At 37.1% G+C, this 23,916-nt stretch carries 23 protein-coding genes; 13 read left to right on the top strand and 10 right to left on the bottom strand.

What is annotated here, in order from left to right; all coding sequences use genetic code 11:
- Positions 1 to 122 precede the first annotated feature (122 nt).
- The 4 genes from ACH3PA_RS01970 (at position 123) to ACH3PA_RS01955 (ending at position 4,068) form a co-directional block, all read left to right on the top strand.
- Positions 123 to 923 carry a hypothetical protein gene (locus tag ACH3PA_RS01970; protein WP_416441031.1) on the top strand — a complete coding sequence of 267 codons (801 nt, stop codon included), beginning with the start codon at positions 123 to 125 and terminating at the stop codon, positions 921 to 923.
- A gap of 64 nt (positions 924 to 987) precedes the next feature.
- Positions 988 to 2,019 (top strand): glutathione synthase, encoded by a 1,032-nt coding sequence (gene gshB / locus ACH3PA_RS01965; protein WP_416441033.1) that lies wholly within the window; start codon positions 988 to 990, stop codon positions 2,017 to 2,019.
- Between the two features lie 10 nt (positions 2,020 to 2,029).
- Positions 2,030 to 2,857, top strand: a complete 828-nt coding sequence (locus tag ACH3PA_RS01960; protein ID WP_416441035.1) for an N-formylglutamate amidohydrolase — start codon at positions 2,030 to 2,032, stop codon at positions 2,855 to 2,857.
- Positions 2,858 to 2,910: 53 nt separating this feature from the next.
- Positions 2,911 to 4,068 (top strand): flavohemoglobin expression-modulating QEGLA motif protein, encoded by a 1,158-nt coding sequence (locus ACH3PA_RS01955; RefSeq protein ID WP_416441037.1) that lies wholly within the window; start codon positions 2,911 to 2,913, stop codon positions 4,066 to 4,068.
- Between the two features lie 4 nt (positions 4,069 to 4,072).
- Here the strand turns inward: ACH3PA_RS01955 and ACH3PA_RS01950 are convergent, their stop codons facing one another.
- The 4 genes from ACH3PA_RS01950 to ACH3PA_RS01935 all read right to left on the bottom strand — a co-directional run bounded on the left by ACH3PA_RS01950 (position 4,073) and on the right by ACH3PA_RS01935 (position 9,309).
- Entirely contained in the window at positions 4,073 to 4,747 is a 675-nt protein-coding gene (locus ACH3PA_RS01950; RefSeq protein ID WP_416441039.1) for a haloacid dehalogenase type II, read from the bottom strand.
- A gap of 9 nt (positions 4,748 to 4,756) precedes the next feature.
- Positions 4,757 to 6,670, bottom strand: a complete 1,914-nt coding sequence (locus ACH3PA_RS01945; protein ID WP_416448403.1) for a mucoidy inhibitor MuiA family protein — start codon at positions 6,668 to 6,670, stop codon at positions 4,757 to 4,759.
- A gap of 66 nt (positions 6,671 to 6,736) precedes the next feature.
- Positions 6,737 to 7,132, bottom strand: coding sequence for a thiol-disulfide oxidoreductase DCC family protein (locus ACH3PA_RS01940; protein ID WP_416441043.1), 396 nt, complete (start codon positions 7,130 to 7,132; stop codon positions 6,737 to 6,739).
- Positions 7,133 to 7,134: 2 nt separating this feature from the next.
- Entirely contained in the window at positions 7,135 to 9,309 is a 2,175-nt protein-coding gene (locus ACH3PA_RS01935; RefSeq protein WP_416441045.1) for an endonuclease MutS2, read from the bottom strand.
- Positions 9,310 to 9,370: 61 nt separating this feature from the next.
- On the opposite strand from ACH3PA_RS01935, the gene ung reads away from it, so the two are divergent.
- A complete protein-coding gene (gene ung / locus ACH3PA_RS01930) occupies positions 9,371 to 10,036 on the top strand; it encodes a uracil-DNA glycosylase (protein WP_416441047.1) in 666 nt (221 codons plus the stop codon).
- Positions 10,037 to 10,329: 293 nt separating this feature from the next.
- On the opposite strand, the gene ACH3PA_RS01925 is transcribed toward ung, so the two are convergent.
- From ACH3PA_RS01925 to ACH3PA_RS01900, 6 genes are all read right to left on the bottom strand, one after another.
- Entirely contained in the window at positions 10,330 to 11,181 is an 852-nt protein-coding gene (locus tag ACH3PA_RS01925) for a substrate-binding domain-containing protein (protein WP_416441049.1), read from the bottom strand.
- Positions 11,181 to 13,235, bottom strand: coding sequence for a polyphosphate kinase 1 (gene ppk1 / locus ACH3PA_RS01920; protein ID WP_416441051.1), 2,055 nt, complete (start codon positions 13,233 to 13,235; stop codon positions 11,181 to 11,183). Before ppk1 ends, ACH3PA_RS01925 begins: the two co-directional genes overlap by 1 nt.
- 72 nt (positions 13,236 to 13,307) lie before the next feature.
- Positions 13,308 to 14,180 carry a nucleoside phosphorylase gene (locus tag ACH3PA_RS01915; protein ID WP_416441053.1) on the bottom strand — a complete coding sequence of 291 codons (873 nt, stop codon included), beginning with the start codon at positions 14,178 to 14,180 and terminating at the stop codon, positions 13,308 to 13,310.
- A 1-nt stretch (position 14,181) separates the two neighbouring features.
- Positions 14,182 to 15,117, bottom strand: coding sequence for a DUF1835 domain-containing protein (locus tag ACH3PA_RS01910; protein ID WP_416441055.1), 936 nt, complete (start codon positions 15,115 to 15,117; stop codon positions 14,182 to 14,184).
- Positions 15,118 to 15,129: 12 nt separating this feature from the next.
- Positions 15,130 to 15,462 (bottom strand): translation initiation factor, encoded by a 333-nt coding sequence (locus ACH3PA_RS01905; protein WP_416441057.1) that lies wholly within the window; start codon positions 15,460 to 15,462, stop codon positions 15,130 to 15,132.
- A gap of 3 nt (positions 15,463 to 15,465) precedes the next feature.
- Positions 15,466 to 16,416 carry an isopenicillin N synthase family dioxygenase gene (locus ACH3PA_RS01900; RefSeq protein WP_416441059.1) on the bottom strand — a complete coding sequence of 317 codons (951 nt, stop codon included), beginning with the start codon at positions 16,414 to 16,416 and terminating at the stop codon, positions 15,466 to 15,468.
- A 135-nt stretch (positions 16,417 to 16,551) separates the two neighbouring features.
- Between ACH3PA_RS01900 and ACH3PA_RS01895 the strand changes: the two genes are divergently transcribed.
- The 8 genes from ACH3PA_RS01895 (at position 16,552) to ACH3PA_RS01860 (ending at position 23,837) form a co-directional block, all read left to right on the top strand.
- On the top strand, positions 16,552 to 18,558 hold the full coding sequence (locus ACH3PA_RS01895; RefSeq protein ID WP_416441061.1) for an alpha-ketoacid dehydrogenase subunit alpha/beta: 2,007 nt from the start codon (positions 16,552 to 16,554) through the stop codon (positions 18,556 to 18,558).
- A 145-nt stretch (positions 18,559 to 18,703) separates the two neighbouring features.
- On the top strand, positions 18,704 to 18,862 hold the full coding sequence (locus ACH3PA_RS01890; protein WP_416441063.1) for a DUF1328 family protein: 159 nt from the start codon (positions 18,704 to 18,706) through the stop codon (positions 18,860 to 18,862).
- Between the two features lie 30 nt (positions 18,863 to 18,892).
- Positions 18,893 to 19,378: a lipocalin family protein gene (locus tag ACH3PA_RS01885; protein WP_416441065.1), complete on the top strand. Its 486-nt coding sequence runs from the start codon at positions 18,893 to 18,895 to the stop codon at positions 19,376 to 19,378.
- Positions 19,379 to 19,394: 16 nt separating this feature from the next.
- A complete protein-coding gene (locus ACH3PA_RS01880; RefSeq protein WP_416441067.1) occupies positions 19,395 to 20,096 on the top strand; it encodes an OmpA family protein in 702 nt (233 codons plus the stop codon).
- An 84-nt stretch (positions 20,097 to 20,180) separates the two neighbouring features.
- Positions 20,181 to 21,305, top strand: a complete 1,125-nt coding sequence (locus ACH3PA_RS01875) for an NAD(P)/FAD-dependent oxidoreductase (RefSeq protein WP_416441069.1) — start codon at positions 20,181 to 20,183, stop codon at positions 21,303 to 21,305.
- Entirely contained in the window at positions 21,302 to 22,003 is a 702-nt protein-coding gene (locus ACH3PA_RS01870; RefSeq protein WP_416441071.1) for a methyltransferase domain-containing protein, read from the top strand. Before ACH3PA_RS01875 ends, ACH3PA_RS01870 begins: the two co-directional genes overlap by 4 nt.
- A complete protein-coding gene (locus tag ACH3PA_RS01865) occupies positions 21,979 to 23,046 on the top strand; it encodes a type III polyketide synthase (protein WP_416441073.1) in 1,068 nt (355 codons plus the stop codon). Before ACH3PA_RS01870 ends, ACH3PA_RS01865 begins: the two co-directional genes overlap by 25 nt.
- Positions 23,046 to 23,837 carry an SDR family oxidoreductase gene (locus ACH3PA_RS01860; protein ID WP_416441075.1) on the top strand — a complete coding sequence of 264 codons (792 nt, stop codon included), beginning with the start codon at positions 23,046 to 23,048 and terminating at the stop codon, positions 23,835 to 23,837. The genes ACH3PA_RS01865 and ACH3PA_RS01860 overlap by 1 nt, the downstream gene beginning before the upstream one ends.
- Positions 23,838 to 23,916: the final 79 nt, after the last annotated feature.

Below are 23,916 nucleotides of genomic sequence, written 5' to 3'. Positions count from 1 at the left end.
GATATTAACATATTATCTTCAGGTATACAATATAGTTATTAGTATTTTTAAATACCCAAACTATTAGCATATTCCCTTCATTTTGAACTTTTCCTACCTAATCCTCAAAAATATTATTAGGTATGAAGATATATTTACTCTTTTTCTTTTGTTTATCATTTTCAATTCTATCTGCTCAGGTGGGCATAGGAACAACTGATCCTAGTGAAGCTTCTATGCTCGAAGTAAGCAGTACTTCTAACGGAACAGATTATAAAGGGTTGATGCCACCACGTGTCACTATAGAACAGCGTGATCTTATTGAGCCAGATAGTGACGATATTGGTCTTTTAGTGTTTGTAAACGATCCCGATGATTCTAAATATTGTTTACAAATATGGAATGGAGATTCCTGGCAGGATGTCTATTGCCTGCAAAATATAGGGTTTGCCAATGTGGCGCAGAATTTTGATTCGGCAGATTCATGGGGTTATGAAAGTGATATTCCATTTTTTGATAATGGTAATGATGGTTTTTATGGAATAACAGACAATTCTAATTTTACAGATATAACAACCTTAACCAATAACTTTCTTGGTTTTAACGATCTTGACGATGAGGGTGAAAATGGAACAGGCGATTTTGCAACTCTAACTTTTGATACCGTAGATACTTCACTGGCGCCTAATGGGGTGACGATATCTTTTGATTATGAATTCTTTGAATTTGATAATAGTGATGACAGTTTTTATACGGTTGTGATCGATGGGATAGACCAACCTGAAGAACAGCTTATTGAAGGAGAAAGTGACAGATCACTTGAGGGGTCTGTAGAAGTAGAAATTCCCGCAGGAACATCTTCGGTTGCATTACGTGTACGCATTCAGCAAAATGGCGCAGATGACTACGGTGGTTTTGATAATTTTAGTGTTTCGGCCAATTAAAAGCTCAATAAAGCTGCTTTTCTCTATCTTTAAAAGATTTTAATTATCTCTTAAAAGATATCAAATGAATGTATGCTTTTTAATGTATCCCTGGCAGGATATGAAACCCGAAGATGACACTTCTTTATCGCTAATACGTGAATGTGTAAAAAGAGGACATGGTGTAGCCACAACTACACCTGCTAACTTAACCATTAGAGATAGTGTAACATTTGCCTTCTGTAAAGTTATATTAAGGCAGGAAAAGGTGCCGCCAACTTTAAAAGCATTTCATGCAAAAGCTAAATTTAGAGATGAGATGTTACCATTAGCTGGGTTTGATGTTATCATTTTGCGTAGCAATCCGCCGCTGGACACGATAATGCTCAACTTCTTAGATTCAGTTAAAGATGATGTGTTTATCATGAATAGTATTGATGGTATAAGAAGAGCAAACAATAAATTGTACACTGCAGTTTTTGAAGATGAGCAAAATACATTTATTCCTAAAACGCACGTAACTAAAAATAAAGAGTACTTAACCCAAATCATAAAAGAATCTACTAAAGATAAAATGATCTTAAAACCGCTAAATGGTTTTGGAGGTTCAGGAGTGATATTGATCGAGAAAAGTGCCATGAACAGTATTAGTTCGCTGCTTGATTTTTACATTAACAATAAAGATGGTTCTTCTAATTATGTAATCTTGCAGGATTATATTGAAGGAGCAGACCAGGGAGATGTGCGTATCTTATTACTTAACGGAAAACCCATTGGTGCCATGCGTCGTGTGCCGGGAGAAGATGACCACCGCTCTAATGTAAGTGCTGGCGGCAGTATAGCAAAACATGTGCTAACAAAACAGGAAAAAGAATTATGTCGCCGTATAGGTCCTAAACTTGTAAAAGATGGACTTTATTTTGTAGGCATCGATGTGATAAACGGAATGCTGGTTGAGGTTAATGTTATGAGTCCGGGTGGTATCACTTATATGAACAGGGTTTATAAATTGAAACTACATGAAAAAGTGATCAATTTTGTTGAAGACATGGTAATATCTAAAGTAACCCGACTAGATAGAAGGGCAAAACTGCGTAAGCATGTAGATGAAGCTTAATTTATAAACTATGCAGCGCCTTCCTATAGAACACATCATCGCAAAAATACAACAGGAAGAAATATTTAACGCTGTAGCAGAAGACTACTCCTTTACATTAAATATTAAAAGTTATTCCCACTACGTATGTGCTGCAGTACATGACGGTCATCAGTTTAGGAAAGAATTATGGGATAACTGTCTGCACTCAGAATATGACCGCTGGTATGAGGAAGATCCTTGTACTAAGTATATTGTAGAAAATCAGCCTATTGTTTTAGCCGGTCGAGATAGTCGTTTTGAGTACGATTTAAATCGGGATCCTGACAACGCTATCTATGAAGATGCCTGGGGTAAAAAACTTTGGCGAGAACCGCTTTCTCTAGAAGAAAAAAATAAAAGTCTCAATAAGCACAACGCTTTTTATCAAGTGGTAAATGCCCTGATTAAAAAGCTTGAAGAAATTCATCAACTAGTGATCGTTTATGATATGCATTCATACAACAGGAAGCGGTGGGAGCGGGAAGTACCTGTTATTAATTTAGGTACATCTAATATAGATAACGAGCGCTTTTCAGCTTTCGCGAAAGCATGGCGGGATGATCTCAAACAGATTAAATTACCTTATGATATTAGGACCACCTCTGCGATAAACGACACATTTCAGGGTAATGGGTATTTCTTAAAATATATAACTCAACACTTTAAAAACACATTGGTGCTGGCGACTGAGTTTTCTAAAATCTACTGCGATGAGCTTAACGGCGTCATATTCCCTGAAGTGACAGAAGCTATAAAAATGCAGCTAAAGCCTATTCTTGAGCAACACGCCACTTATTTTTATAAGAATGCGAAATAGCTAAATTCGGTGGATTGTCTTGTAAATCTTACCTTTGCCGCAAATTGTAAAATATGATTGCAGAAGGCGTAGATGTAAATTCACATTTGTTTGAACTAGATCAAAATCTAGACAGGCTTGTGCGGGATATTGAGTTGCTTAACTACCTCAATCCTTTAAACATCGAGCTCGAGAAGAAACGATTTTTTGCTTCAAAATATACTGAGAACCCTCAATTTAAATATCGTAAACTCAAATTTGATCCCTACAGAATGCAGCGGTTATTCTTCAATCAGCGTCTTGAGCGTATACATGATGAAGAGATACGCAGGTTATATGAGGAGATTATCTATGAATATTCTGGTCTAATACAATGTATTGAGAGCATAGGTCAGGGTAAGCGCTTTTACTTTAATTGCCTTAAGGTTTTTGGTACACCTAAAGAACGGGATGTAGAAAATGCCCGCTTTATTTTGCATTTTGCTAATGAGGAAGGTCTAGACGAAATGCTCCCGCGTTTTAATGCAGATGAAGCCGAAGCCTATTTTAGAACTTTCGCGAAACAATACGATTTTAAATTCAACATTAAGCAATCTACCAATATTTCGGCGGCGGCCATGGTGCTTAATTCCTCTGAAACTCTTGTTCTTAAAAAGAACCATAAATTTAGTGAAAATCAACTAAAAGTTCTTGCAAACCATGAGATAGGTGTGCACATGGTCACTACTTTTAATGGCAAAAAACAGCCGTTAAAAATCTTCTCAAACGGCTTTGTAAGCAATACTGAAACTCAGGAAGGTCTGGCTGTTTTTAGCGAGTATATGAGCGGTTGCCTTACTATGAAACGCATGAAAGAGTTGGCTTATCGCGTAATTGCTGCAGATAGTTTAATAAAAGGTTACGCTTTTTCAGACACTTTTGATTTGCTGTACAGTCAATATAAACTAGATAGAGAAACTGCGTGGTCTATAACTTTAAGAGCACACCGCGGTGGCGGATTCACAAAAGATTTTGTTTACCTCACTGGCTTGAAAAAGATCTATGATGCGTATCAAAAGGGAGAAAACTACAAACTATTACTTAGCGGAAAAGTAACTCAGGATTATGCGCCTACAATTGAAAAATTATTACAACTAGGTCTGGCTGTACCTAATACGCACGATTCCTTTTCATTTGAAAAAAACAAAAACACGCATAAAAAACTCGATTTTATACTTGAAAACCTCAAATAACCGGTTAATTATTAGCAGCGAGATTTTTAGCCAGTTCTACCAGATTTTTGGCCGTAAAAGTCGGTTTTTCTGCTAATGGGTACAGGAATTTACCAGGTCTGTTTATAAATGCCGTTTGTAAACCAGCGCGCATAGCCCCTGTAACATCCCAACCGTGAGCGGCGACCATTAGTGTATTTTCTGGTTCTCTGTTAAAAATGGTATAGATCAATTCATAAGTCTCGTGATGTGGTTTGTACTTGCTCACGCTGTCTACACTATAAATATCTGAAAAGAACGTGTCTATTTTCGCGAAAGCTAATTGTTCTTTTGCTGTTGGAAGATTTCCGTTTGTTAGGGCAACAAGAGTAAATCCCTGCTCTTTTAAAGCTTTAAGTCCTTCAATTACATCATCGTGCGGCGGCAGATTTTTTATTTGGCTTAAAATGGATGTGGCTTCATCATCTGCGATCTCAATCTCAAACTGTTGAGCCGTCATTTTAAAAGTAGCTTTTCCTATGGTGCTAAAATCTGGGTAGCCGCCGGTGATTGTTTCTACCAGCGAATAATGCAGCAAGGTGCGAAACCAAATTTCAAAAGCCGACTCATTTTTTAATGCTTTGTTTATTTTTAGTTTTAGTGGGGTGAGATCAAGCAATGTCTCATTTACATCAAAAATTAAAAGGTCTGGCGCTTTCATAATTGTGTTTTATAGATTTATATATTGACCACGCGGGTAACGTACCTCAAAAGAGAATTCTTTAGTAATGCTGTCTTTAGGCGGAATATCAAGTTTCCATTGCATAATGCCGGTTTCTTCTTTGTAGATGGCGTCTGCTGTTTCAACCTCAGAAACTTTAATTTCTTTATTCTGCGAGATAGGAATGCGGTCTTCAAGCAGCAGATTGATAGCGGTCGATTTATTGTTCTTTATCTCGATTTTATAGCCTTTTGCAACGATTTTGCTGCCACCTAAAAAGGATTTGCTTTTAAAATTATCCTGCTTCTCGCGGGTCACAATAATATTGGGATCTACACCCAATGAAAGCTGTAAACTGTCTGATGTTGCTACCGGACTAATTTGCGTCTTACCGGCATAACTACCTTCAAAATAGATGTTAGCTTCTCCCTGCAAAAGATCATAATTTTCCCAGTCTGTAACTGTGGCAGTAAGAAAAACGTTCTCATTAAGTTCTGGTGCCGCGTAGTGCTGATAGCTGGCAGGAAGTTCAAAATTATCGATCTCAATTGTGGTGATATCAGGATTTGAAACGATGGTGTACCGCTTTTTGATCTCAAAACGAGTATTAGTTAAACTTTCCTCTTTGGTTTGTACGTTTTCGTTATACTGCATTTTCGGCGCTGAAATACTACTTGCGCCTCTTATAACAATACCTGCTGCTTTCCCTTGAAGTTTTCTGCTTAAATCTTCATTACCATATCCAGTTACCACAACTTCATCTAGAGCCTCATTATCAGTCTCTAGTTGTACATTCATTCTGGTGGCATAAATAGGCACATCTTCAGTATTAAAACCTAAATAAGAAAAGGTTAATGATCTCCCGTTAGAAACTCGTAAGCTATAATTACCGTCAAAGTCTGCGGTGGTGCCATTAGAAGTGCCATTTTCAATTACATTCACACCGGGTAATGGCAGTCCGGCGTTATCTTTTACCGTTCCCGTCACGTAGCGAATAGTGGGATTATACTTTAAATTACTGCGATTAACTGCTGTAGAGCTTCTGTAATTTCGGCTTACAAAATTGAGGTATTTTGGGTCTAGTTCTGGTTTTAAATTATCTGTATACGGGTCGCCGGTAGAGAGGACAAGTTTTACATCATTCCAGTCGATACCGCTTTGTTGATAAACGTTAGCATTATATTCTAGCGAAATAGGAGCAGAAGTGTTAGCTGCGCGAATGTCATAAACCGGAAACCAGCCTGCATTTTCAATTATGTATGAAATCTCCAGATTTAATAAGGTTGCCTGTTCTGCTTGTAATTTTAAAGTGATCTCACCTCTGCGTTCTTTGCGTGAAGAATCTATAGTTTGCATCTCACTACGATGATCTTGTATGTCTTCCTCAAGATCTGCCAACTCTTGCTTTTGTTTGTAAATGTTGTTCTTAATTTCAGTTGTGCGCTGGCGGTAGTACTCTGCTATCTGTTTTACTTTCTCGAGATTTAAATCTGTATTATCGCTGTTTATTCTATCGTTTTTAGAAAGCAGATTAAGTTCCTGCTGGTACCCTTCTATGGTGTTTTGTATTTCGTTTTTACGAAAAAGCAATTGGTCAAGCGCATTGTCTAAACTGGTATATTCCGCAGAAGCGGCTTTCTTTTCCAGATAGTTATAATTAAATTGAATAGAGAGAACAGTTGCATCTTTAAGGCCGGAAACCTGAATACTACTTTCCATCACATCTGGAGACAGATTGTTAAAAACCAATTCATTTACCCCAGATTTTAAATACACCTGTGAGGTGCGATCAATTGTGGCGCCCTGTAAAAAAACGGTAACTCGTTCTATCGAAGATTCCTTATAAACAGGAGATTTTTCGGCTCCCAGAGCGATATTTAGGCAAAAAAAGAGGGTAAATAATGCAGGTAATGCTAATCTCATATACTTTTAGTTTTCTCTAAAAATAACTGAAAACCTGCTTAAAACAGTAAAAAATCGAATAATTTACTATAAAAATCGGGAGTTTAATTCCGCCGTAGGCATCATACAGCTTTCTCTTTTTCCAAACCAGTTATAGCGGTTTCTGGCTATCAGATCATATACAGCGTGGCGAATAAACACGGGAATTATGCCAAACCCATAAATAAGTGGATAGGCTTTATCAAGATGACGAGCAATTTGCAAAGCAGCGGTAGATTTTATATATGCTTTATCATTTGCTATAAGAATTAAGGAGTCTGTTTTTGCAGGATCAATATTAAATTTCTGAAGCAATTTTTTGCCTTCTTCAGTTTGTATAGCTGCAAATTTAAAAACTGATCTCCGGTCATGTTTAATAACAAATTGTACAGCGCCATTGCACAAATTACAAACTCCGTCAAAAAGGATAATCTTTTGCGACATAGTTACTTTTTTGCCGGCTGTACAAGTTCTAGCTGGTCAACATCAATATTTGTGGTAAACATGCCGTAGTTAACTATTGCCTTGCCCTTTTCTATCTCATCAATACTACCTACGGCGCGACCATCTGGCAAGCGCACTCTATCACCAACTTTTAAAGTGACCTTAGGCCTTTCTTTCTCTATCTTTTCCTGCTTCTGTTTCTCTTCTTTTTTCTTTTCTCTAATTATAGCGACTTTCTTTTCAGCTTCCTGTTTTATTTGTTCTTCTTTAGCTTTTTGAGCCCGTTTCTCTTTAGCAGATTTACGCTGTCGTTTGCTGTTTTCTATCTGTACAACTTTAAGCAGCTCTGCCATAAGCTCTTTCTTGTTCTTACTATAATAGAATTTTTCGCTTAGATCATTAAGTTTTTGTCCCAGATAAATAAGCCGCTGATTGCTGTCATATAACTCCTGAAAACCTTCCAGCTTTTGTTGAACCCGTGCATTTATTTTATCAAGCTCCTGCTGCTGCTTCTGCGCTTCCTGCTCTTTTGTTTTTAAAGAAGTTGTCGTTTTGGCAAGTTTGCTGCGTTCTTTTTGCAGATTGGCAATGCTTTTGTCAAAACGTATTTTACCGCGTTCTACCTTCTTTTTTGAGCGATTTATTAATGAAAACGGAATACCATTTTTTTGTGCAACTTCAAAGGTAAAAGAGCTACCCGCTTCACCAATGTGAAGTTTAAAAAGAGGCTCGAGCGTGTGTGCATCAAAAAGCATATTTGCATTTGTAATGGCTGGCGTCTCATTTGCCATCATTTTCAAATTTGCATAATGTGTTGTAATTATACCGTAGCTACCGCGCTCATAAAAAACTTCAAGAAAAGTTTCAGCCAGAGCACCACCTAGTTCTGGGTCACTACCGGTACCAAATTCATCAATAAGAAATAAAGTTTTCTCGTCACATTTTCTTAAGAAATAGTTCATATTCTTAAGTCTGTAACTATATGTGCTCAGGTGATTTTCTATACTCTGGTTATCGCCTATATCTGTAAGGATTTTATCAAAAAGACAAACACGAGAATATTCATGAACAGGAATGAGCATACCGCTTTGTAACATGATTTGTAAAAGTCCTACTGTTTTAAGCGTTATACTTTTACCGCCTGCATTGGGGCCGCTAATAACTATAATACGACTATTGGTATCAAGCGTAATATCCTGCGAGAAGGTTTTCTCACCGCGTTTCTTATTATTTAAATATAGCAGTGGGTGATAGGCTTCTTTTAATTGCAACTCCTGATCCTGTGTGATTGTAGGCAAAACTGCATTTAGCTTTTTGGCATATTTGGCTTTAGCCGAAATAACATCAATTGTTGCAAGCAGCTTTTGATATTCTTCAAGTAAAGGTTGAAAAGGTCTTACAAAATCTGTTAGTTCTTTTAAGATACGTTTTACTTCCTCTTTCTCTTCATATTCAAGATTGTTGAGTTCACGCTGGTGATTAAGCGTGGCTTCCGGTTGAATGTAAACAATGCTTCCGGTCTTTGAATTTCCCAGAATAGTGCCTTTAACTTTTCTTCTGTGCATTGCGCTTACTGCAAGTACACGCACATTATCTACTACAGATTCTCGTATTTCATCAAGATAACCATAACCGGCATACTGAGACAAAGCAGCTCCAAAACTTGAGTTTATCTTTCCTTTTACCTGATTTATAGCTCTACGCGTTTGTTGCAAAAGGGGAGAAGCATCATCTTTAACTTCGCCAAAGCGGTCTACAATGGCATTAATGCTCTCTACTAGTGCAGTTGTAAATTCTGTTTCTTTAACAGTAGCATGCAGTGAAGGATAGGTGTCTCTATATTTTTTGAAAAAAAGAATATGGGTATTTACGGTTTCAGAAATGCTTGTGATTTTTCTAAAACTGCCCACCTCTAAAATAGTATCTTCTATATGCAGCATTTTTAGTTCATGATCAAGCGGATCAAAACCATGATTAGGAATGGGCGCTTCCTGCAGATCTGAACTTACATATTCATTAGTTTGATTGAGAGCGAATGTTGTTTTTTTAAAACTGCCAAAGGGTTTTATCTTTAAAGCTTTGGCTTTCCCCTTTTCTGTGATACACAATTCACTTACCTGAATGCACACACGTGGAAATTCTAAATCTGAAAGAGTTTTAGGATGAATTTTTATCATAGCAAATGCCTAAATTTGAGGCTTCCTCATCGGGATTTTATCCTGCAAATTTAAAACATTAATGAACGTTGACATACACCCAAGCTGGAAAGCTGCTTTAAGCGAAGAATTTGAAAAACCATACTTCACAAACTTGATTTCATATGTAAAAGAAGAGTACCATAAATACACATGTTATCCGCCTGGTAAGCAGATTTTCAAGGCTTTTGATCTCTGTGCTTTAGATGAGGTTGAGGTAGTCATTTTAGGTCAGGATCCTTATCATGGTCAGGGACAGGCAAATGGATTATGTTTTTCGGTAAATGATGGAATATCAATGCCGCCATCTTTAGTAAATATTTTTAAAGAAATAGAAAAAGATCTTGATAAGCCTTTCCCTAAAACCGGCAATCTGGAACGCTGGGCTCAACAAGGTGTACTTTTACTTAATGCAACACTTACCGTTAGAGCGCACGCATCAGGCAGCCATCAAGGTAAAGGCTGGGAACAGTTTACAGATAAGGTTATAGAGGTAATATCACAAGAGTGTGACAACGTTGTATTTCTTCTTTGGGGAGGCTATGCCAAGAAAAAACAAAAATTGATAGATGAGACTAAACACTTGGTTTTAACCAGTGGTCATCCATCACCATTAAGTGCAAATAGGGGATATTGGTTTGATAATAAGCATTTCAGTAAGACAAATGCTTATTTAGAGAAATCTGGCAGGAAAAAAGTAAGTTGGTAGATTTGGAGCATAAACTTCTGCCATTTGAAGTGGTTCAGGATATTAATTAAGAATATTGTTTTGACATATTTCTTTCCAGTTTGTTTTCGGCATTTAACCAGCTTTTTTTAGCTTGAGGTTTTTTACCTTCATCACAACTGAACTGAAATAATAAAATGTTAATAATTAATAATGATCCCAAAATAAAAAAGAAAATAGACATGATGTTATAGTTTGATGGTTATACATATATTGGTACTCTAAATTTCCAAAATGCTTGATAGTTAACAGGTATAATTTATGCGAAAATTATACTAAATATTAACCTTGTAAAAATTAGATTTTTTCACTTCATCGAGCATTTTAAGCTCTTGCAAGCGTTTCTGTACAAAATTGATCTCTTCGTCTTTAATCTGCTCCTGCGTCCAGCGCGTAAGCCCTAACCATTTTTGTATATCTTCTAACTTTTGATCGTATCTATGAGCTAACGTTTTGTCAATAGACGGTATTTTTTTAAAGTCTTCTGTAACTATATTAAGTGTTGTTAAGAACGTGTACAAATCTTCAGAATTTGAGTTTATGCACTCATCTGTCGCGACGATAACAAAGCTTGACCACGGCGAGGGAAAATCTGCAATTCTTCTAAAAACTCCAGAATCTACAAGAGGTTTAGTAGTAAAGTGCTCCCACATGAAATAGTCTGCTTCATTTTCGGTTAGACTTTTAACCGCATTATTCAGCGTTTGTACTTCAACAAATTTGAGTTGATCAGTATTCCAGCCATTTTCTCGTGCCTGCACATGTGCCATAACATGAGAACCTGAGCCATAACGACTAATCGCTACTCGAGCATGTTCTAAATCATTTAATGTTTTAAAAGAACTTTTAGCGGCAACATGTACTCCCCAAATTAGAGGTGAGAAAACATAATTTTGGATAATTTTAGAGGGATTTCCGTTAGCAATATCCTTAACTATGCCGCCAGTAAGAATTATAGCAATATCAATTTCCTGATTTCTTAATGCTTTGGTCATTGCCCCGGTACCTTCAGGAAATTCAACCCATTCGATCAAAATTCCCTTTTCTTCAAAAAGGCCATCTTCTATGGCTAGATGAACAGGAAGGTTAAAATGTTCTGGAACACCACCTAACTTAAGCTTCTTCATTAACTATGCTTAACTCTTAATGATTCAAAAATAGCGTATTGAGATCGTATTTCCGGATCTTGGGCATTCTTTTCGATATAACGGTTATTTTCTTCGCTGTTGTGAACACGTGCCTTGCAGTTGTCATTTAATTGTAAGATTAAAATGCTTTTTAACTCGTTGAAAAGGTCTGTGTCATAGATAGGTGTGAGAACTTCTATGCGCCTGTCTAGGTTGCGTGTCATGAGATCTGCAGACCCGATGTACATTTTTGGCTCCCCATCATTTTGAAACAGGTATATTCTCCCGTGCTCGAGATATCTGTCTACTATACTAGTCATAAATATATTCTCACTGAGACCAGGGATACCGGGAATGAGACTTGAAAAGCCTCTTACTATCAATCTAATTTTTACACCTGCCTGGCTAGCTTTATACAGAAGCTCTACCATTTCTGGATCTTCAAGGCTATTCATTTTTGCTGTTATTGCCGCCTTTTTACCTAATTGTGCATTTTCTATTTCAGTATTGATAAGCTTCTCTAGAAAGCGTCTTGTAGTAAAAGGAGAGATAAGAAGATGTTTATTTCTGGGTATAATTAACGATCCTTCAAGAACCTCAAAGACTCTGGCAAGTTCTTTAGTGATCTTTTTATTAGCGGTAAAAAGACCGTGATCTGTGTAAATTTTTGACGTTTCCCCATTAAAATTCCCTGTGCCTATATAAACGTAACGTCTGCGTTTCTCACCTTCTGTTCTGTTTATGAGTAGAATCTTGGAATGAACTTTAATGCGCGGATAACTGTAGATTACTTTAGCGCCTTTTTCTTCAAATTTTCTGCCCCAAATTATGTTGTTCTCTTCATCAAAACGAGCTTTCGCTTCTATAAAGATAGTTACTTTTTTATTATTATCAAGAGCTTTTAAAAGTGCAGAAGTTAATCTTGATTCTTCTGCAACTCTGTACAACGATATTTTTATATCAGTTACATTTTCATCATCAGCGGCTTGCTCTACAAATCGCTCTATGTAGCTAAAGGGCATAAACGGAAAATGAACAAGTTGATCTTTTTTTCGAATTTCTTCGAAATAATCTTCAGCTTTATTCAGAATTCTGTGCTTTACAAATTCCTTTTTTTTATAATGAAGATCAGGATTATTTGTGGGGTCTGGAAAACTGAAAAAATCATTGAAGTTGTGGTATTTACCGCCGGGCATCATATCGATTTTGCCCAGTTTTAAAAGCTTACGCAGCCTTTTAGCTTCTTGCTCTGGCATGTTTGCATCATAAAGCAAACGTGTGGGCTGGCCTTCTTGTCGCTGATGCAATGAGTCATAAATACGCTCTGCCAGCACGCCGTCAAGTTCATCATCAATATATAATTCTGCATCTCTTGACAGTTTTATTGAGTAGATACCATCTACTTTTTCTGTTGGGAATAGTGTTGCTATTTTATGTCTTATAATATCATCTATAAATGTAATATAATGACGTTCTTTTATATTGCCCAACTCGATAAACCGTGAAGTTGATTCTGTAGGGATGTTTACTATGCCTACTTTCTGTGTATTCTCAAAAACCACGTAGAAATACAAAGACTGATTCTCAAGAAAAAGGTCAGTGTCATTTGCGGGGTCTATTATTTGAGGTTTAACGTCCTGCTTTACGTGTGTCTCAAACCAGATATCTGCGAGTTGCTTTTGTACCTCGTCATACTCTTTGTCGTTTAAAACAATGATGTTGTTCTGCTTTAATTCCGGGATGATCTCTTCGCGAAATATCTTACCAAAAACATTTTGCTGCTCTTTAACGCGTCGCAAAATCTCTTTAATAATTTTATTGGGTCTTAGAGAAAGCTTCTTGCGTATGCTTTTTTCTACCCTTTTAATTTGTCTTAACTGGGAAACACGTACCCTAAAGTATTCATCTAAATTTGATGAATAGATGGCCAAAAATTTCATGCGCTCAAAAAGTGGATTGAAACGCTTGTCGCTTGCTTCCTGAAGAACTCTTTCGTTAAAACTAAGCCAGTTTAAATCACGATGTTTAAGTCGCTCTACAGGGGTATTTTGCATAATTAGGGTGTTTTGCCTCAAAAATACGAAAGGGCCCCAGCGGCTTTGTTTAAGCTTATGTTAAATTACTTTCTACAAACAGGCAACTCTGTCAAGTGCAAGTTGTATAAGAGTATCTACAGTATAATCGGGATTTTCACTGAAGGTGCCCAGAGCACGGTTGGCAAGGATTGCATTTAATGAGATTGCCCTGTGACCTAATAATTGAGAAAGGCCGTAAATGCCGGCAGTTTCCATTTCAAGATTAGTGATCTTAATTTCTCCACTTTTAAAGTTTAAAAGTTTCTCATTGAGTGCGGGATCATCAAGTTTACCTCTTAAAATTCGGCCCTGAGGACCATAAAATCCGACATTTGTGGCAGTAAATCCGCCAATGATTGACTCGTTTTTAAAATGTTTAAAAAGGTCGTCATTTGCATTTACAATGTATGGCTTACTTTTATTTGTATTCCAGTCTGTAAATTCTACAAATTGTTTTTGCAATTCAAAATCCTGAATGTGACTACTTTTATAGAATTGGAGTAAAGAGTCAAATCCTATTGCACGCTCACTTATTAAAAAAGAATCTACAGGAATATCTGTTTGTATGGCGCCGCTTGTACCTATACGTATTATATCAAGCGAAGTAATGTTCTCTTTAATTTCGCGTGAAGCGAAATCAATATTTACAAGTGCATCCAGCTCGTTAATAACAATATCAATATTATCTGTACCTATGCCGGTAGAAATAACAGTGATTTTCTTACCGTTTAATAAGCCCGTTTGAGTTTTAAATTCCCGTTTGTGTGTTGTGATGAGAATCTCATCAAAATATTTAGTGACCTTTTCTACCCGGTCTGGATCGCCAACGGTGATTATCGTGTCGCCAATGTCTTCAGGTTTTAAATTAAGATGATATATGCTGCCGTCTGGATTAAGTATAAGCTCAGAAGAGGGTATTGCCATTTTATAGCTTTAGTAGTTGATGACTTTCCGGATTGTAGAGAAAGTCATATTTATGGGTTCCTCCCATAAAAAAATCTGTTTTTAAGTCTCTGTAAAAATTTTGTGTTCCGTCTAAGGCCATGTTGCCTTTAGAAGAAAGTTTGATGGTGCCATCATCATCCTGATAGAAGAATAATCGCAGTTGATCTATGATCTTAAATATCTGCACATCGCCATAACCGTAATAACCCTGATAATTTAAAACGTAGCCGCAAAGCTGATTTTCAGAGGTAATTCGGTGATTTTTGATCAGTTTTAGGATGTTTGTCTCAAGCGTATTTAAACCTGTATGTGCGTTAGGATAGCGCTCTATATGGGCACGTATGCAACTTGATAAATATTTAAAATTTGATGATTTACGTATTTCCGGCTTTAGCTTGTTTGGGTTGTTGCCACAATACAATTCCCAGATAAAATTTGCCATTTCCAGATCATCTTCAGACAGGCGTATTTTATTTTCATAATGCGCGTGAAGCTGGGCATCACTTAATTCTGAAAGACCAATAAGATCTTTCTCTCCCGGCACGCGACCACTACAAACGAGGTATACTGCCTCGTGGTGCTTGTTTTGAATAAGATAGCTTATTGCTGCAAGCATATTTATATGACAGAAAAGATCAAACTCAAACCAAAGGATGATCTCATCATAGTTATCTATCTGCGAAAGCTTATGAATTTGCGAGACAAATTTCTCTTCATAATCTTCTTCAGATATCGAGTAATTCTCAAGTAAGAACTTCTTTCTTATCTTAATGAAATTTTCTGTACCAACCTCTGTTACGGTAGGGCCTTCACAAAGCATTTCCCGCCATATAATAATATCACCGGTGAGATCTATTTGTTGTAACCTTTCAGTTAAGCTGTCACCGTTTGTAATATGAAGAATTTGCTTTTCCATATATATTAAGAATTAACCACCTACACGTTTTACTTTAAAGCCTTTATCTTTTAAAAAGCTCATAATACGGTCGCGATAGTCTCCTTGTATAATGATGCTCTCTTTTTTGAAACTACCACCTACGCCTAGCATGACTTTTAACTCTTTAGCAAGAATCTTAAAATCTGAGTCGGCACCGGTGTATCCTTCTATTATTGTAATGGGTTTACCTTTTCTTTTTTCGTATTTGCAAAGCAAAGGTTCATCTTGCATCCATATATCAAGATTATTCTCATCTGTATCCTGAGGTTCATTTTGAGGTACATGATCAGGGAAAAGGTTTGATAACTGGTCTTTAAGATCCATATTCTATTTCTTTATCAATCCTATTTCTACAAGGCGCTGGTGTAAAAATTCACCGGCTGTAATATCTGGAAAGGCTTTTGGGTGATCTTCATCTATACACTCTTCTAGACAATCTAAAGGCATCTCACTGCGTGGGTGCATAAAAAATGGAATAGAATATCGTGGAGTACCCCATTGTTCTTTGGGTGGGTTGGTAACCCTGTGAATCGTTGATCTTAATTTATTATTTGTGTGACGCTCCAGCATATCTCCTACATTAATTACTAACTCATCTTCATTAGGTATAGCATCTATCCACTCACCATCTTTTCGTAATACCTGTAAACCGCCAGCAGAGGCTCCCATAAGCAGAGTTATCAAGTTAATATCGCCATGAGCACCGGCACGCACGGCACCTTTAGGTTCTGCTGTTATAGGTGGATAATGTATAGGTCTTAAAATGCTGTTTCCGTTCTTAGCCCAATGGTCAAAATATTTTTCATCAAGACCAATATAGAGAGCAAGCGCACGTAGAACATAAATTCCTGTTTTTTCAAGCATTCTGTATGCTTTCATGCCGGTCTCGTTAAAGTGTTCTAACTCCTTAACTTCAACATTATCTGGATATTCTTCTATAAGTTTTGCATCTGCATCAGGCTCTTGACCAAAGTGCCAGAATTCTTTAAGATCGCCTTCCTTTTTTCCTTTAGCGTGTTCTTTACCAAAAGAGATATAACCTCTTTGCCCACCTAAACCTTCAATCTCATATTTCTTTTTGGTTTCTTCTGGTAAGTCAAAAAAGTTCTTTACTTCTTCATATAATCCTTCAACTAATTGATCATCAAGAAAATGATTTTTTAGCGATACAAAACCTATTTCTTCGTATGCTTTGCCTATTTCATCTACAAACTTTTGCTTTCGCTTGGGGTCTTCACTTAAAAAATCTGCTAAATCTACACTGGGAATATTGTTCATCGGGATAAAAATTTTCAATACATACAAAGATACCAATTTTCTATATGCTAAGTTTTAAAGCTTACTTAAATAAGAAGTTTAAGAATTTCTAAGTTAAACAATCCTTTTTTTACATTTGATTTAAAAGTTACACTTATGCACAACGACGCTTTAGATAACATTGCTTTTGATTATCAGGTAAAAAATCTATCCCATTCACAACTTCTTGATCTTTATAAGTGTATGTTAAAACCTCGTTTAATTGAGGAGAAAATGCTCATTCTTTTAAGACAGGGAAAAGTGTCTAAATGGTTTAGCGGGATTGGTCAGGAAGCGATCTCTATAGGTGTTACTAAAGCTCTCTTAGATGATGAATATATTTTACCCATGCATAGAAACCTGGGAGTGTTTACTACGCGTAATGTGCCCTTGTACAGATTATTCTCGCAATGGCAAGGTAAAATGAATGGATTTACTAAGGGGCGTGATCGTAGTTTTCACTTCGGTACTCAGGAATATAAGATAATTGGGATGATCTCTCATCTTGGGCCACAATTAGGAGTGGCAGATGGCATTGCCCTAGCTCATAAGCTTAAGAAGGAAAAAAGAATCACCGCTGTTTTTACCGGCGAGGGGGGCACAAGCGAAGGAGATTTTCATGAAGCTTTAAATGTAGCGGCAGTTTGGGATCTGCCTGTTCTTTTCTGTATAGAAAACAATGGGTACGGACTGTCAACACCGCTTAATGAACAATACCGTTGTGTAAATCTTGTAGATCGCGCTATAGGTTATGGCATAGAAGGTCACATTATAGATGGCAATAATATTGTAGAAGTCTATAATAGAATATCTGAAATAGTTACAGATATGCGTGAGAATCCGCGACCTGTTTTAATAGAGTTCAAAACCTTTAGAATGCGTGGTCACGAAGAAGCCAGTGGCACTAAATATGTGCCTAAAGATTTAATGGAAAGCTGGGGTAAAAAAGATCCGCTCATTAATTTCAAAAATTTTCTTCTACGAGAGGGTATTCTATCAACAGATAGAAATGGTGATTTGATCAACTCTATTAATAAAGAAATTGAAAATGCAATTGAAGAAGCTTTCGCGGAAAGCGAAATCATAGCTGATACAAAACTTGAGTTAGCAGACGTTTTTGCTCCTCACCAGTTCATAGAAGTAAAACCACAACCTGAAACTAAAAATATCCGTTTTATAGATGCAATTGCGCAAAGTATAGATCAGGCTATGGGGCGATTTCCTGATTTAGTCATCATGGGGCAAGATATTGCCGAGTATGGCGGGGTTTTTAAAATTACGCAGGGCCTAGTTGAGAAATATGAAAAAGAGCGAGTAAGAAACACACCAATATGCGAATCTGCTATTGTAGAAACTGCAATGGGGCTTTCAATAAATGGAATGAAAGCGATTGTAGAAATGCAATTTGCAGATTTTGTTTCTTCCGGCTTCAATCCCATAGTGAACTATCTGGCAAAATCGCATTATCGCTGGGGTCAAGCTGCAGATGTTGTAATTAGAATGCCGTGCGGTGCGGGAGTAGGAGCAGGCCCGTTCCACAGTCAGACAAACGAAGCCTGGTTTACGCATACGCCGGGATTAAAAGTCGTATATCCCGCTTTTCCTTATGATGCAAAAGGCTTATTGGCTGCCGCTATAGAAGATGCTAATCCTGTGCTATATTTTGAGCACAAAGCGCTGTATAGAACTATAACGCAGGAGGTGCCACAATCTTATTTTACAATGCCCATTGGCAAAGCAGCAATTTTAAAAACAGGTGAGAGAGCTACGATAGTGACTTATGGGGCAGGTGTGCACTGGGCGCTTGATTTATTAGATAAGGATTCAAAATATGCTGTAGATCTTATTGATCTAAGAACATTGCAGCCTCTTGATGTGGATGCTATTATCACTTCCGTGGAAAAAACTAACAGACTATTGATTCTTACCGAAGATACCGGTTTTGGGGGTCTGGCGAGCGATATTGCGGCTATAATAGCCGAAAATTGCTTTGAGTTTCTTGACGCTCCCATTATGCGTGTAACAAGTCTCGATACGCCCATTCCTTTCGCTTCAGCGTTAGAAGAAAATTATCTTGCAAAGAACAAACTAAAAGAAAAGCTAGACCAGTTATTAGCTTATTAAGCTGTTAAAAAATTAGCAATATCTTAAACTTTTAAAATCATCCTTAACTCATTTTAACAATGGCTAGTTAAACACTATTAACTTATAATTTTAATATCTCTCAACCATATAATTTAGTCTCACTAATCATTAAAAACAATCTATTATGTTACGTTGGACAATCATCTTTATAGTTATTGCAATTATCGCAGCAATCTTCGGTTTTGGCGGTATAGCAGAAGGAGCAGAAAGCATTGCTCGTATCTTATTCTTCATCTTTATAGTACTGTTCTTAATCAGTCTGGTGTCGAGGTTATTTAGATAATAAAATACATTTTTAACTTAAAATTTTAGAATGAAAAGAATTTTTGCAATCCTTTTTATAGCAACTCTTTTTGCCTCTTGCGGCTCAAATAAAAAAGTAGTTCAGGAGTCAAGAAAAACGTTGAAAGGATATTGGAATTTAGATGAAATAAATTACGGTAATTCAAGTGGTGTTTATGATGTAACTCTATTCGGTGATGCTTCTTCAGAATGTTTTGTGGGCAGCACGTGGCGCTTTATACCAAATAACAATTTTGGTAATTACGAGATCACAAGTGCAGATTGCAGTACCGGTAAGAGATATTTCGTCTGGAGTATACCAGAGATGAAAAATGCGGTGTTTTATGACATCCTTCTAAAGCCTACAGACGAGAAAATGAATTCTACTATGAATGATAAGGGTTTTCGTTTAAATCTGGCTTACTTATCAGACAACTCTTTGCAGTTTACACAAACTGTTGAGGTTGATGGGAAACCATTTAAGATCGTAATGAATTTCTCTAAAATTTCAGATTAATTAAATTAAAAAAACTATGAAATCTATATTAAAAAGTCTTGCTGTCGTAGCGATGTCTGTTACTCTTTTAACGGGTTGCGAGGCGACACGCAATGCTAACAATAAACAAAAAGGTACTGTAATAGGTGCCGCTGGTGGAGCTATAATTGGTGCCGTGATTGGTAACAATGTGGGCAAAGGCGGTAATTCAGAATTAGGTGCTGTTATAGGTGGTGTTGTAGGCGGTGCTGCCGGTAATATCATTGGTAATAAAATGGATAAGCAGGCACAGCGTATTGAGGAAGAAATTCCGGGAGCTGAGGTTGAGCGTATTGATGACGGTATTGTTGTGAACTTTGATGAAAACAGCGGTGTGTATTTCGATACAAATAAATACAACATTAACAACGCTTCAGAAACCACGCTTAACGGTTTATCTAAAGTAATGACTGAATATCCTGAAACCAATATTCTGGTTGTAGGTCATACAGATAACACAGGTTCTGCAGACTACAATATGACTTTGTCTAAAAACAGAGCTCAGGCGGTTACAAATTATTTAGTAACTCAGGGATTATCTGCAGGTAGATTTACCACACAATGGTATGGTGAGACACAACCTAAGTACGATAATACCACTCCTGATGGTAGAGCAAAAAACAGACGTGTTACTTTAGCGATCGTTCCTAATGAACAGATGAAAGAAGAGGCTAAGCAACAAGCTGGTGAAGGACAATAAAAAGCTGAAATTGAAAAAGAAAAAACCTGTTTCATTTATTTGAAACGGGTTTTTTTATGCCATAAAATCATATCTTCACAATGCGTGAAAAGAAAAGAAATATTTATAATAGGCGGTGGCCTTGCAGGTTTGTCTCTGGCGATACATTTAAGCAAAGCCGGTATTCCCACCGTGGTTATTGAGAAAGATAATTACCCACGGCATAAGGTCTGCGGTGAATATGTTTCAAATGAAGTATTGCCTTACCTCAATTATCTTGATATTGATCCCTTTAATAATGGCGCCGTTGCGATTAATGAACTTCTTTTTTCTGGCGTTAGTGGTGCATCGGTTCAAACCAATCTGCCGTTGGGCGGTTTTGGGATAAGCAGATACTTACTAGATAAATTGCTCTACGACCAGGCTTTAAGCAGTGGCGCACGAATTATAAAAGATCAGGTCGAAAAAATTGATTTTATTAATAACGAGTTTACCATTACTACCCTTAACGGCAATACCTTTAAAAGTGGTATCGTCATAGGCGCATATGGTAAAAGAGCGTCACTTGATATTTCGCTAAAGCGAAAATTTATAACTAAAAAATCAGGCTGGCTGGCAGTAAAATCGCATTATAACGGCAATTATCAGGAAAATCGGGTGGGCTTGCATAATTTTAAAGGCGGTTATTGTGGTCTGTCTAATGTGGAAGAGAAGCGTATAAATGTTTGCTATCTGGCTCATTATTCACAATTCAAAAAGCATAAGAATATAGATGACTTTAGAGAAGAAGTCATGCGGAAAAACCCGCATTTAAACCGGTTTTTTGACGCCCACAAGCCGATTTTTGAAAAACCACTTACAATAAGTCAGATATCTTTTGATCGTAAAGAGCTTATTTCAAATCACGTATTAATGTGTGGCGATACCGCCAGTTTAATTCATCCTTTGTGCGGTAATGGTATGGCGATGGCGATCATGGGAGCAAAGCTATTGGGTGAAACGATTGTTGAATTTTTTGACGCAAATCATTCTTCACGTGAAATGCTTGAGAAGGATTATAAAACAAAATGGCAGAAAAATTTTAGTGCGCGATTGGGTGCTGGTTATCTTTTACAAAATCTCTTAGCACATCAAAAAATTACAGATTTCGCAATTAAATCACTTAAAAATCAACCGGCAATTTTAAGACGAATCATAGAAGCAACTCACGGTAAAGCAGCGCATATATGAAGCAGCGCATACTCATACCAGAGTTGATGGATGATCCTTCACTAGATTTAAAGACGCTGTCGTTAGCACTTCAGGATGTTTCTCAGGTAAATAGATTATTAGGCGGTAATCAGGTTACCATTAATGGACTTGATTATTTTTTTAAGAAATACCAGCAGCCATCTTATACAATTGTAGATCTGGGTTGCGGTGACGGCGAAATGTTGCGCGCTGTTGCGAAATTTGGGCGCAAGAAGAATCTGTCTCTCAGACTTATAGGGATGGATATTAACGAGAAAAGTTTGGCCTTAGCCAAAGAAAAATCTGTTAAGTATCCCGAAATTACTTTCTTACAGCAGGATATTCTTAAGCTTGATAGTGATAGCTTTAGTTGTGATATAGTAATTTCAACATTAACAATGCATCATTTTACTAATGAAGAGATCGTGATTTTTTTAAAATGCTTTTTAAATCTGTCTACACTTGGTTTCGTTATAAATGATTTGCATCGCAGCAGTATAGCTTACAATTTATTCAAATTATACAGCAGCTTTTTCATGAGAACAGATCTTGCTAAGCACGACGGGCTCATTTCAATACAGAGAGCGTTTAAAAAAGAAGAATTAACATCATTGGTCAAAGAGTTAAATGTAAAAACTAACATCATAAAATGGCAATGGGCTTTTAGATATTTATGGATAGCAGACAAGAAGGCGTAAAAATAGTAACAGTAGCAAAACAATTGCCACCATATTCTAGGCAGACTGAAGATATAATACCAATGCTAGACGGCTGGCTAGATGGTCAGGACTTACGCTTTAAGCGAAAGGTGAAAAAGATTTTTGGCAATGCCGCGGTAGACAAGCGCTATAGTATTATGGCTCCAGAAGAGGTTTTTACAGCCACATCTTTTGAAGATAAAAATGATATTTACGTTAGGGAAGTTATTAAGCTTGGCGAAAAAGTATTGCAAAATGCTCTAGACAAAGCTGCCTGGCCTGCAGAAAGTTTAGATTATATTATTACCGTTAGCTGCACGGGTATAATGATACCATCTTTAGATGCTTATCTTATTAATAAGTTAGGTTTAAAACAAGATATTATTCGTCTTCCTGTAACAGAGATGGGCTGTGCAGCAGGAATTTCAGGTATTGTGTATGCAAATGAGTTTTTAAAGGCAAATCCCGGTAAACGCGCAGCGGTGATAGCGGTAGAAAGTCCTACAGCAACATTTCAGTTAGATGATTACTCGATGGCAAATATTGTAAGTGCGGCTATTTTTGGTGACGGTGCTGCCTGTGTTTTAATGTCTTCTTTAGCAAGTGATAAGGGCCCTAAAATTAAAGCGACTGGTATGTATCACTTCTATGAGGCCGAACAAATGATGGGATTTAAGCTTACAAATATGGGACTTAAAATGATATTAGATAAAGAAGTGCCTGAAACTATTTCTGCTCATTTCCCTCAAATAATCCACCCTTTTCTGGCAAAAATCGGGTTAAATATAGCAGAAATCGACCATCTTATTTTTCACCCCGGTGGAAAGAAGATCGTGCAAACCGTAGAAGCGCTCTTTGGTGAGATGGGTAAAAATATAGATGATACTAAAGAGGTTTTAAAATTGTATGGTAATATGAGCAGCGCTACAGTTTTGTACGTCCTCGAGCGTTTTATGAATAAAGACATTCAAAAAGGTGAGCGCGGACTCATGCTTAGTTTTGGTCCGGGTTTTTCAGCGCAGCGTATTTTATTAGAATGGTAATGAAAGAATTTAATCTTACAGAAGAATCTCAGTGGGCATGCATTTTAGGCGGAAGTTCTGGTTTGGGTTTAGCTTCCGCTAAAAAATTAGCGCAACATGGGTTAAATATTTGTCTCATACATCGCACGCGACGTAGTAAGATGCCTGCTTTTGAACAAGAATGTATCGCTTTTCGCGAAAGCGGGGTTGAGTTAAAATGCTTCAATATTGACGCTCTAAACACCGATAATAGGGCAGAAGTGACCGATTTTTTTAAAGAAAACAACTATAAACTGAAGGTTTTGCTTCATAGTCTGGCAAAAGGAAATCTAAAACCCATAGATCCAGACAAAAATGATTCATTGACCTCTGCAGATATCCGGCTTACTTTTGAAGCGATGGCGCTAAGTTTATACGATTGGTCAATTGATTTTGTAAAGGCTGGTTTGTTTTGTGAATACGGGCGTATACTTTCTTTTACCAGTGAAGGCAGCTATAAATCGTTGCCTAATTATGCTGCAGTTTCTTCGGCGAAAGCCGCTTTAGAATCAATTACCAGAAGTCTGGCTTATGAACTTGCACCTCATAAAATTACTGCAAATTGTATTCAGGCAGGAGTTACAGACACAGAAAGTTTAAATCTCATACCGGGAGTGGAGGCAATAAAGGAAGCGTCGCAATTGCGAAATCCCTATCAACGACTTACAACTCCGGCAGATGTGGCTAATGTGGTTTACCTGTTTTGCAAGGATGAGGCAAACTGGATCAACGGGGTTACAATACCTGTAGATGGTGGTGAGCATCTGCGTTAGATTCTATTTAGATATAAAAATCACATTTCCTGTTACGAATCATAATTTTTGATACATCGTACGTTCTAATAATGATACT

Source organism: Leeuwenhoekiella sp. A2 (assembly GCF_047946655.1).
In the GTDB taxonomy this organism is placed as follows: Bacteria; Bacteroidota; Bacteroidia; order Flavobacteriales; family Flavobacteriaceae; genus Leeuwenhoekiella.
The sequence above is the reverse complement of the archived record's forward strand: the minus strand, read 5'-3'. Positions and strand labels throughout refer to the sequence as shown.

Excerpts from the sequence above, each read along its gene's own strand:
- ACH3PA_RS01910 (WP_416441055.1), bottom strand. The coding sequence starts at position 15,117 with ATGGAAAAGCAAATTCTTCATATTACAAACGGTGACAGCTTAACTGAA.
- ACH3PA_RS01900 (WP_416441059.1), bottom strand. The coding sequence starts at position 16,416 with ATGAACAATATTCCCAGTGTAGATTTAGCAGATTTTTTAAGTGAAGAC.
- ACH3PA_RS01890 (WP_416441063.1), top strand. The coding sequence starts at position 18,704 with ATGTTACGTTGGACAATCATCTTTATAGTTATTGCAATTATCGCAGCA.
- ACH3PA_RS01915 (WP_416441053.1), bottom strand. The coding sequence starts at position 14,180 with ATGGCAATACCCTCTTCTGAGCTTATACTTAATCCAGACGGCAGCATA.
- ACH3PA_RS01925 (WP_416441049.1), bottom strand. The coding sequence starts at position 11,181 with ATGAAGAAGCTTAAGTTAGGTGGTGTTCCAGAACATTTTAACCTTCCT.
- ACH3PA_RS01880 (WP_416441067.1), top strand. The coding sequence starts at position 19,395 with ATGAAATCTATATTAAAAAGTCTTGCTGTCGTAGCGATGTCTGTTACT.
- ACH3PA_RS01945 (WP_416448403.1), bottom strand. The coding sequence starts at position 6,670 with ATGAGATTAGCATTACCTGCATTATTTACCCTCTTTTTTTGCCTAAAT.
- ACH3PA_RS01970 (WP_416441031.1), top strand. The coding sequence starts at position 123 with ATGAAGATATATTTACTCTTTTTCTTTTGTTTATCATTTTCAATTCTA.
- ACH3PA_RS01885 (WP_416441065.1), top strand. The coding sequence starts at position 18,893 with ATGAAAAGAATTTTTGCAATCCTTTTTATAGCAACTCTTTTTGCCTCT.
- ACH3PA_RS01870 (WP_416441071.1), top strand. The coding sequence starts at position 21,302 with ATGAAGCAGCGCATACTCATACCAGAGTTGATGGATGATCCTTCACTA.
- ACH3PA_RS01940 (WP_416441043.1), bottom strand. The coding sequence starts at position 7,132 with ATGTCGCAAAAGATTATCCTTTTTGACGGAGTTTGTAATTTGTGCAAT.
- ACH3PA_RS01895 (WP_416441061.1), top strand. The coding sequence starts at position 16,552 with ATGCACAACGACGCTTTAGATAACATTGCTTTTGATTATCAGGTAAAA.
- ung (WP_416441047.1), top strand. The coding sequence starts at position 9,371 with ATGAACGTTGACATACACCCAAGCTGGAAAGCTGCTTTAAGCGAAGAA.
- ACH3PA_RS01960 (WP_416441035.1), top strand. The coding sequence starts at position 2,030 with ATGCAGCGCCTTCCTATAGAACACATCATCGCAAAAATACAACAGGAA.
- ppk1 (WP_416441051.1), bottom strand. The coding sequence starts at position 13,235 with ATGCAAAATACCCCTGTAGAGCGACTTAAACATCGTGATTTAAACTGG.
- ACH3PA_RS01905 (WP_416441057.1), bottom strand. The coding sequence starts at position 15,462 with ATGGATCTTAAAGACCAGTTATCAAACCTTTTCCCTGATCATGTACCT.
- ACH3PA_RS01950 (WP_416441039.1), bottom strand. The coding sequence starts at position 4,747 with ATGAAAGCGCCAGACCTTTTAATTTTTGATGTAAATGAGACATTGCTT.
- ACH3PA_RS01865 (WP_416441073.1), top strand. The coding sequence starts at position 21,979 with ATGGATAGCAGACAAGAAGGCGTAAAAATAGTAACAGTAGCAAAACAA.
- gshB (WP_416441033.1), top strand. The coding sequence starts at position 988 with ATGAATGTATGCTTTTTAATGTATCCCTGGCAGGATATGAAACCCGAA.
- ACH3PA_RS01935 (WP_416441045.1), bottom strand. The coding sequence starts at position 9,309 with ATGATAAAAATTCATCCTAAAACTCTTTCAGATTTAGAATTTCCACGT.
- ACH3PA_RS01860 (WP_416441075.1), top strand. The coding sequence starts at position 23,046 with ATGAAAGAATTTAATCTTACAGAAGAATCTCAGTGGGCATGCATTTTA.
- ACH3PA_RS01955 (WP_416441037.1), top strand. The coding sequence starts at position 2,911 with ATGATTGCAGAAGGCGTAGATGTAAATTCACATTTGTTTGAACTAGAT.